This is a genomic window from Flavobacterium sp. GNP010 (assembly GCF_056428945.1).
Genome location: NZ_JBWJVK010000030.1, coordinates 25,209 through 32,169, shown reverse-complemented (window position 1 = coordinate 32,169; position 6,961 = coordinate 25,209). Strand labels below are relative to the sequence as shown.

At 34.5% G+C, this 6,961-nt stretch carries 6 protein-coding genes; 3 read left to right on the top strand and 3 right to left on the bottom strand.

Features of this window, described 5'->3' with window-relative positions:
• Positions 1-20: 20 nt before the first annotated feature.
• A complete protein-coding gene (locus AC061C_RS12470) occupies positions 21-1,043 on the top strand; it encodes a threonine aldolase family protein (protein WP_417971524.1) in 1,023 nt (340 codons plus the stop codon).
• Positions 1,044-1,114: 71 nt separating this feature from the next.
• On the opposite strand, the gene AC061C_RS12465 is transcribed toward AC061C_RS12470, so the two are convergent.
• Positions 1,115-1,435 carry a YbaB/EbfC family nucleoid-associated protein gene (locus AC061C_RS12465; RefSeq protein ID WP_309760666.1) on the bottom strand — a complete coding sequence of 107 codons (321 nt, stop codon included), beginning with the start codon at positions 1,433-1,435 and terminating at the stop codon, positions 1,115-1,117.
• A 70-nt stretch (positions 1,436-1,505) separates the two neighbouring features.
• Between AC061C_RS12465 and AC061C_RS12460 the strand changes: the two genes are divergently transcribed.
• Complete coding sequence (locus AC061C_RS12460) at positions 1,506-3,641, top strand: S9 family peptidase (protein WP_478291436.1); 2,136 nt, start codon at positions 1,506-1,508, stop codon at positions 3,639-3,641.
• Positions 3,642-3,712: 71 nt separating this feature from the next.
• A complete protein-coding gene (capA, locus tag AC061C_RS12455) occupies positions 3,713-4,753 on the top strand; it encodes a cysteate synthase (protein WP_417946056.1) in 1,041 nt (346 codons plus the stop codon).
• 215 nt (positions 4,754-4,968) lie between these two features.
• Here the strand turns inward: capA and AC061C_RS12450 are convergent, their stop codons facing one another.
• Both AC061C_RS12450 and gcvT read right to left on the bottom strand, forming a co-directional pair.
• Complete coding sequence (locus tag AC061C_RS12450; RefSeq protein WP_309760661.1) at positions 4,969-5,682, bottom strand: YebC/PmpR family DNA-binding transcriptional regulator; 714 nt, start codon at positions 5,680-5,682, stop codon at positions 4,969-4,971.
• Between the two features lie 58 nt (positions 5,683-5,740).
• Complete coding sequence (gcvT, locus tag AC061C_RS12445; protein WP_478291435.1) at positions 5,741-6,823, bottom strand: glycine cleavage system aminomethyltransferase GcvT; 1,083 nt, start codon at positions 6,821-6,823, stop codon at positions 5,741-5,743.
• Between the last annotated feature and the right edge of the window lie 138 nt (positions 6,824-6,961).

Below are 6,961 nucleotides of genomic sequence, written 5' to 3'. Positions count from 1 at the left end.
CATTCTGATAATAAATACATATGGAAATAAATTTAATTAGCGATACGATCACTAAGCCTACGAACGAAATGTTGCAATACATGTTTAAAGCAGTTGTTGGTGATGATGTGTACAAACAAGACCCAACAGTTATTGAACTTGAAGCAAAAGTTGCAGCGATGTTTGGCATGGAGGCGGGACTTTTCTTCCCTTCTGGAACAATGGCCAATCAAACTGCGATAAAATTACATACACAACCAGGGGAACAATTAATAGCAGATAAATATGCGCATGTATATCATTATGAAGGTGGAGGAGCTTCATTTAATAGCGGTGTTTCCTGCTGTTTATTAGATGGAACTCGCGGAATGATTACTGCGGAGCAAGTGGCGGGAGCAATTAATGATCCCGAGTTTTATCACAGTCCATTAACAAGTTTAGTTTGTGTAGAAAACACAACAAATAAAGGGGGTGGTGCGTGTTATGAATTGGAAGATTTGCAAAGAATCAAACAAGTTTGCGATGCTAATAATTTAAAATTTCACTTGGATGGTGCCCGAATTTGGAATGCTTTGGTAGCTAAAAAGCAAGATCCGAAGGCATTTGGAAAGTTATTTGATACTATTTCTGTTTGTTTATCTAAAGGGCTAGGAGCGCCAATTGGTTCAGTTTTATTAGCGGACAAAGCTACAATTCACAGAGCGTTGCGTATTCGAAAAATTTTAGGTGGCGGAATGCGTCAAGTGGGTTATTTGGCTGCAGCCGGAATATATGCTTTGGATAACAACATTGAACGACTTTCTGAAGATCATAGAAGAGCTAAAGAAATTGCCGAGGTACTTAAAAAGTTAAGTTGGGTCGCTTCAGTAGAACCTGTAGAAACAAATATTTTGATTTTTTCTTTGACACCAAATTGTAACGAAAAGAATTTAATCGAAGTCTTAAAACAAAAGAACATTTCAATCAGCTCGATGGGTCATGGAAAACTTAGAATGGTAACACACCTTGATTATAGAGAAGTGATGCATACTTATGTTTTAGAAACGCTCCAAAAATTGGTTTAAAAAGGTATGAGTTATGAATTATGAGTTTTTCAAGTTGTTAAAACTCATAATTCAAAACTTATAATTCATACTTATTTAAACAAATTATCCATTCCTGGAATCATAGGCATATCCATTTTTGCAACAGCATCAAGTTCAGCTTCATTTACTTTTGTAGCTTTAGCGATTGCTTTATTTAAAACTAAAATTAGGTAATCTTCTAATTGTTCTTTGTCTTCCAATAAAGAATCATCAATAGTTATTGATTTAACAGAACGATTAGCGGTAAGTGTTACTTTCAATAGACCATCTGAGCTTTGCTCGTCTACAAGAACCGTATCCAAACGTTTTTTAGTATCTTCTATTTTTTGTTGGGTTTCTTTAAGTTTACCCATCATTCCCATTAAATCCATGTTTTCATTTTTTTACGTTTATTAAAATACAAAATTAGTATATTGCATAGTCATATTCAATAAAATATTCATGAAAAATACACTTGTCAGAACTGCTCTTTGTGTTATTTTTGCATCTTCATTCACCAATACAAAAGCACAACAGATGTCAAATAAAAGTCCAATTCCAGTAGCTAAAATAATTCCTAAATCATTAGAAAAACATAATGAAACAAGAATTGATAATTACTTCTGGTTAAATGACAGAGAAAACCCCGAAGTTATTGATTATCTAAATAAAGAGAACACCTACTATGATGCTATGACAGCACATACTAAAGATTTTCAAAAAGAATTGTTTGAGGAAATGAAAGGCCGAATTAAAGAAGATGATCAATCAGTTCCATATTTATACAATGGCTATTACTACATCACTCGTTTTGAGAAAGGACAGGATTATCCTATTTATTCTAGAAAAAAAGGAAGTCTTTCTGCCAATGAAGAAATTTTATTTAACTGTAATGAGTTGGCCAAAGGACATTCCTACTTTCAATTAGGAGGTTTGAGTGTGAGTCCGGATAATAAATTTGCAAGTTTTGGAATAGACATTGTTGGAAGAAGAATTTACACGATACAAATAAAAAATCTTGAAACGGGAGAAATCCTTTCGGATAAAATTGAGAACGCTACCGGAAACTCCGTTTGGGCAAACGATAATAAAACCATTTTTTATACCAGACAAGACAAAGTTACCTTGCGATCTGATAAAGTTTTCAAACATAAATTAACCACAGATGCTGCGGATGATGTTTTAGTCTTTAATGAAAAGGACGATACCTTCAACGTTTCGGTGAGTAAAGAAAAATCAAAAAAATACATTGTAATTGGTTCAGGTAGTACATTAACGACTGAATATAGAATACTTAATTCAGATACTCCAGATGGCGAATTTGTGGTTTTTCAACCCAGAGTTCGTGGTTTAGAATACAGTATTTCTCATTTTGGAGATTCCTTTTACATTTTGACCAATAAAGATAAGGCGACCAATTTCAAGTTAATGAAAACGGCTGAGAATGCTACTGCAAAAGAGAATTGGAAAGATGTAATTGCGCATAGAGAAGAGGTTTTACTTGAAGACATCGAAATTTTTAGCAATTACTTGGTTGTAGAAGAGCGTTCGAATGGATTAAATCATATCCGAATAATGCCTTGGAGTGGGAAAGGAGAGTATTACTTGCCTTTTGGAAGTGAAACGTATAATGCTTATACGACCACAAATGTTGATTTTGACACTGATATCCTGCGTTACAGCTATCAATCATTAGCAACGCCGTCTTCGGTTATTGATTTTAATATGAAAACCAAGGAAAAAGAAATTAAGAAAGAGCAGGAAGTTCTGGGAGGCAAATTTGATAAAAACAATTATATAGAAGAACGCGTTTGGGCTACAGCTACTGATGGTACTAAAGTGCCAATTTCTATGGTTTACAAAAAAGGATTAAAAAAAGACGGTAAAAATCCATTGTTACTTTATGCGTATGGTTCGTATGGAGTTACAATGGATACGTACTTTTCATCGACACGTTTGTCTATTTTAGATAGAGGCTTTGTTTTTGCAATAGCGCACATTCGTGGTGGTGAGGATTTAGGAAGACAATGGTATGAAGACGGTAAATTATTGAAAAAGAAAAATACTTTTACGGATTTCATCGATTGCTCAAAGTTTTTAATTAATGAAAAATTTACGTCGCCTAAACATTTGTATGCCGAAGGCGGTTCAGCCGGTGGATTGTTAATGGGTGCAGTAGTCAATATGGCACCGGAATTATACAACGGAGTGATTGCTCAAGTTCCTTTTGTAGATGTAATTACCACCATGCTTGATGACACGATTCCACTTACCACAGGGGAGTACGATGAATGGGGAAATCCAAATGTAAAGAAATACTTTGATTATATGTTATCGTATTCGCCATATGACAATGTAAAGAAGCAAAATTATCCTAATATGTACGTTTCGACTGGACTTCATGATTCACAAGTACAATATTGGGAGCCAGCAAAATGGGTTGCTAAATTGAGAACAAACAAAATAAACGATACTGTTTTGTATCTAAATACGAATATGGATGCGGGGCACGGCGGTGCTTCAGGACGATTTGAAGCGATAAAAGAATTGGCAAAGGAATATAGTTTTTTATTAGATTTAGAAGAAATAAAAAACTAATTAGATTTTTTTTGTTAAATTTGCAACGTTCGTGGTTATGTTGAAACTGGTACACGACTAACTATTTTTTTATGAAAAAAGAAATAAACGCTTTCAATAATGTCCTAGAATTAATAGGGAATACTCCACTTATTAAGCTAAATAAAGTTACCGAAGAATTAAAAGGTAATTTCTATGCAAAAGTAGAAGCCTTTAATCCAGGTCACTCCTCAAAAGACAGAATAGCATTATATATTATAGAAGAAGCCGAAAAGAAAGGAATTTTATCTCCAGGTGATACGATTATCGAGACTACATCAGGTAATACTGGTTTTAGTTTAGCTATGGTAAGTATCATAAAAGGATATAATTGTATTTTGGCAGTGAGCTCTAAGTCTTCTAAAGATAAAATTGATATGTTGCGCAGTTTAGGAGCAAAAGTATATGTTTGCCCGGCGCATGTATCTGCTGATGATGAACGATCGTATTATAATGTAGCTAAACGATTGCACGAAGAAACAAAAGGTTCTGTTTACATTAATCAATATTTTAATCAATTGAATATTGATGCACATTATAAGTCTACTGGACCAGAAATTTGGAAACAAACAAATGGTAACATCACACATTTAGTTGCTTGTAGTGGGACGGGTGGTACAATTTCGGGTACTGCAAAGTTTCTTAAAGAACAAAATCCGAATATCAAGATTCTTGGGGTGGATGCTTTTGGTTCGGTATTGAAAAAATACCATGAAACAAGAGAATTCGATAATGATGAAATTTATCCTTACAGAATCGAAGGTTTAGGTAAAAACTTAATTCCATCAGCAACGGATTTTGATCTTATTGATAAGTTCATGAAAGTAACTGATGAGGAAAGCGCGCACTCAGCCAGAGAAATTGTTAAAAAAGAAGGATTGTTTGTAGGCTACACATCTGGTGCAGTAATGCAAGCCATTCGACAATATGCTGAAGAAGGTGAATTTGATGAGAAAAGTAACGTAATCGCTATTTTTCCAGATCACGGTTCTCGTTACATGAGTAAAGTATTTAGCGATGATTGGATGAATGAACAAGGTTTCTTTGACAGCATCAACGAAGAAGAAGCTCAAAAAATAGAATTTATCAAATAGATCTTTTATACTTCTTAGATTTTTAGACATAAAAAAAACTCCATCAGCATTAGTTGATGGAGTTTTTTCATTTTAAAAAGGTCATTCCGTTTATTTGTCATTCCGATGAAGTAAAGGACAAAATTGAAACAAAAAAGACTTCAAAGCATCGCCTTGAAGTCTTTATACATCCTTTCTCTTTTAAAAAAGTCTAAGAATCTAACAACCAAAGAATTCTATTCTTCTTCCATAGTGTGATACACGTTCATAACGTCATCATCTTCCTCTAATTTTTCAATCAATTTTTCTACATCGGCTACTTGAGCTTCAGTCAGTTTCTTTGTGATTTGAGGAATTCTTTCAAATCCAGAAGAAAGAATTTCTAAGCCTCTATTTTCTAATTCTTTTTGAATCGTACCAAAACTTCCAAAAGGAGCATAAATCAATATGCCGTCTTCGTCTTCAAAAACTTCTTCGGCACCAAAATCGATTAGCTCTAATTCTAATTCTTCAGGATCGATTCCGTTTGCTGGAATTCTAAAATTACAGGTATGGTCAAACATAAATTCAACTGAACCTTGAGTTCCCATTGTTCCATTGCATTTATTAAAATAACTTCTAACATTTGCCACTGTTCTGTTGTTATTATCAGTGGCAGTTTCAACTAGAATGGCAATTCCATGAGGTGCATATCCTTCAAATAAAACTTCTTTATAGTTAGCTGTGTCTTTGTCAGTAGCTTTCTTTATGGCACGTTCTACATTTTCTTTTGGCATGTTCACTGCCTTAGAATTTTGAATAACGGCTCTTAATCTAGAATTGGCTTCAGGATTTGGACCGCCTTCTTTTACGGCCATTACAATATCTTTTCCTATTCTAGTAAATGCTTTGGCCATTGCCGACCAACGTTTCATTTTTCTTCCTTTTCTAAACTCAAACGCTCTTCCCATTTCTATTTCTTATTTTGGCCTGTAAAATTACAGTTATTCTAAATTTTATGCAATGATTTTATTTCTTATAAAAAGGTAATTTTACCACTTTGGCAGGAACATCATTTTTACGGATTCGGATAAAGATATCACTCTCCAAAGCACTGTTTTCAACAGTTACATAACCCATACCAATTCCTTTATTCATCGATGGCGACATGGTTCCCGATGTTACAATTCCAATAACAGTTCCTGTACCATCCACAATTTCATAATCGTGTCTTGGCACCGCACGTTCTTGCATTTCAAAAGCGACTAGTTTTTTAGTTACACCAGCTTCTTTTTGTTTTTTCAGGTTTTCTGAATTGGTAAATTCTTTAGTGAACTTGGTAATCCATCCCAAACCAGCTTCTAGCGGCGATGTAGTGTCATTGATGTCATTTCCATACAAACAGAAACCCATTTCCAATCGCAACGTGTCACGAGCCGCAAGACCAATCGGTTTAATACCAAAAGCCGCACCCGCTTCAAAAACTTTATTCCATACTTGTTCTACTTCTGAATTTTTACAATAGATCTCAAAACCTCCAGAACCAGTATATCCTGTAGCTGAAATAATTACGTTTTCGATACCAGCAAAATCTCCCACTTCAAAATGGTAATACGGAATCGCAGATAAATCTTTTGAAGTCAAGGATTGCATTGCTTCAACAGCTTTAGGTCCTTGAATTGCCAATAACGAATAATCATCCGATAAGTTTTTCATTTCAACACCCAAGTCATTTTGAGCCGAAATCCAATCCCAATCTTTGTCAATATTCGAGGCATTTACGACTAATAAATACTGCTCTTCTTTCATTTTATAAACCAGCAAATCGTCTACAATTCCACCATCGCTATTTGGTAAGCAAGAATATTGTGCTCTTCCAATAGTCAAAGTAGAAGCATCATTTGAAGTTACTTTTTGAATCAAAGCCAATGCATTTGGACCCGTAAGCAGGAATTCACCCATGTGAGAAACGTCAAAAACACCCACAGCACTGCGCACCGTTTCATGTTCTGCATTTACTCCTTCATATAAAATAGGCATATTGTATCCAGCAAACGGAAGCATTTTTGCTCCCAAACTCTCGTGTATGTGCGTAAGCGCAGTATTTTTCATTGTGTTTTTCTATAAAATTTGAAGTCGCTAATTTATTGATTTTATTTCGGGTGACAAAGTCAGAGCGAAGCAAAGTTTAAAGTTTCAAACGTTTTCGGAAGAACATGTACTGTAGGATTTATAATAAGTATTTTTAGG

What these genes read in the sequence shown, in the direction of transcription:
- AC061C_RS12470 (WP_417971524.1), top strand. Translation starts at nt 21, where the DNA reads ATGGAAATAAATTTAATTAGCGATACGATCACTAAGCCTACGAACGAA.
- AC061C_RS12465 (WP_309760666.1), bottom strand. Translation starts at nt 1,435, where the DNA reads ATGGATTTAATGGGAATGATGGGTAAACTTAAAGAAACCCAACAAAAA.
- AC061C_RS12460 (WP_478291436.1), top strand. Translation starts at nt 1,506, where the DNA reads ATGAAAAATACACTTGTCAGAACTGCTCTTTGTGTTATTTTTGCATCT.
- capA (WP_417946056.1), top strand. Translation starts at nt 3,713, where the DNA reads ATGAAAAAAGAAATAAACGCTTTCAATAATGTCCTAGAATTAATAGGG.
- AC061C_RS12450 (WP_309760661.1), bottom strand. Translation starts at nt 5,682, where the DNA reads ATGGGAAGAGCGTTTGAGTTTAGAAAAGGAAGAAAAATGAAACGTTGG.
- gcvT (WP_478291435.1), bottom strand. Translation starts at nt 6,823, where the DNA reads ATGAAAAATACTGCGCTTACGCACATACACGAGAGTTTGGGAGCAAAA.